Origin of the sequence: Gracilibacillus suaedae (genome assembly GCF_017599345.1) — a bacterium.
GTDB lineage: Bacteria > Bacillota > Bacilli > Bacillales > Amphibacillaceae > Gracilibacillus > Gracilibacillus suaedae.
This window is the reverse complement of sequence record NZ_JAGFVL010000026.1, coordinates 1-1,756: the sequence shown is the minus strand read 5'-3', so window position 1 is coordinate 1,756 and position 1,756 is coordinate 1. Positions and strand designations below refer to the sequence as shown.

Sequence of the window (1,756 nt, the reverse complement as noted above, 5' to 3'; positions counted from 1 at the left end):
ATTTGATAACTTCCATGTCCTAATCTTTCTTGGATGAATTTCATGTCATTGCCAGCTTCTAATAATAAAACAGCGTGGGTGTGCCTTAGAGAATGAATAGGTAAGTTAGGTATACCTGCTTGTTTTAGAATTCTGCTGAAGGCATTGAATAAACTAGACTTCGGCATTATATAACCATCATCACGGCAAAATACTAGATTTAGGTCATGTCTATAAATATCATTTAAATTTTGCTTATTTGTATTTTCCATTTCAAGTGTTCTTTAAGCTGGTTAATTGTATTCTTAGTTAAAGTTATTGTCCTCTTAGAACGAAAAGTCTTTGGATCACCAAACAATTCCTCATCAGAATCTGCTTGAAAATCTAATGTCTTAGTTATTTTCAGAGTTTTTTCTTTAAAGTTAATATCTGACCATTGGAGTGCGGCGACTTCACCTTTGCGCATTCCAGTATCAATCATAAAGCTAAAGAACAACCAGTAAGTATACCCGTATAGGTAAGCAGTTTTTAAAAAGACAGGTATTTCTGACGAGTCGATAAATTTAGTTTTTCGTTCTTTTTCTTTACCTTTTATGACTGCGCCAATTGTTGGATTGCGATCGACAATATTGAGATGTAAAGCTTTTTCCATGGCATTTCGCATGGTACCATGGACAATTTCAATTGTTCTTTTACTATAGTCTTGATCGTGAAGATGATTTAAGAATTAAGGATCCAGAAAGGAATTTTCATATTTATGGTGGTATTGAAAAAACATCAGAAATCATGAATGAGATAAATAATCCTCAGAAGGTTAAAGATGGTTTTGTTCATAAGCATTATCTCAAGGAAGAAACAAAAGACATTATTGAATTCTTTATAAGCATGGAATCATAAGACATCTCAATGAGGTGTATTTTTTAAAAAAATAACGTGTATCTAAACTACACGTTTTAATAGTCTTCAAACCTTTGATTAAAAACAGTATAATTATCTCATACTACACTCCATGAGGTGATTATCATCAGTCTAAGAGTGATTAAACTTCTAAAAGATGAGAAAGAGAAAATACAAGATGTAATAAAAAAAGAAAAGAATTGTATTGAATATCTGGAAAAAGAAAAAAAGAAAACCAAATCTGAGCGTTATAAATCTTTGGTCGATCAAAAAATAGTGTGTCTGAGAAAGAGAATTATAACCTATGAGATAACAATAGTGGAAATAGAAAATGCAATCGAAACACTGGAATCAAAGTTTTCTAAGAGTCTATATTTTATAAATTATAAATAATAAAAAGACATCTCAACGAGGTGTCTTTTTATTATGCAGAAAAGGAGATTGAACCGGTTACACTAGATTGGACAAGTTAGTTAAGGTCAGATAGACTTGGTTCAAATAAAAGCCGAGGAGTTTTAAAATGACCAGAAGAATGAGAAGAAGCTTTTCCAAAGAATTTAAGGAACAAATGGTACAACTGCATGCATCTGGTAAACCCCGTGCAGAAATTATTAAAGAATATGAACTGACGCCTTCCTCCATTGATAAGTGGGTTCGACAGTATCATGAAAGTGGATCGCTCCAAGAAAAAGACAATCGCACACCAGAACAATGAAAATCAAAAACTGGCCATGGAAAATGATATTTTAAAGCAGGCCGCGCTGATCATGGGACGAAAGTAGATGGTGATCCGGAATAACCGTCACAAATACTCGGTATCAGCAATGTGCGACGTCCTGCAAATGGCCCGAAGTACCTATTATTATGAAGCAAAGATTCG

General features: G+C 33.3%; 1 protein-coding gene and 2 pseudogenes. 2 read left to right on the top strand and 1 reads right to left on the bottom strand.

What is annotated here, in order from left to right; genetic code table 11:
• A pseudogene (locus J5J03_RS22395) lies at nucleotides 1-706 on the bottom strand (tyrosine-type recombinase/integrase); the annotation flags it as partial.
• On the opposite strand from J5J03_RS22395, the gene J5J03_RS06800 reads away from it, so the two are divergent.
• Both J5J03_RS06800 and J5J03_RS06795 read left to right on the top strand, forming a co-directional pair.
• On the top strand, nucleotides 664-876 hold the full coding sequence (locus J5J03_RS06800; protein ID WP_208587797.1) for a hypothetical protein: 213 nt from the start codon (nucleotides 664-666) through the stop codon (nucleotides 874-876). The pseudogene J5J03_RS22395 and the gene J5J03_RS06800 sit on opposite strands and share 43 nt — an antisense overlap.
• A gap of 520 nt (nucleotides 877-1,396) precedes the next feature.
• A pseudogene (locus tag J5J03_RS06795) lies at nucleotides 1,397-1,756 on the top strand (transposase); the annotation flags it as partial.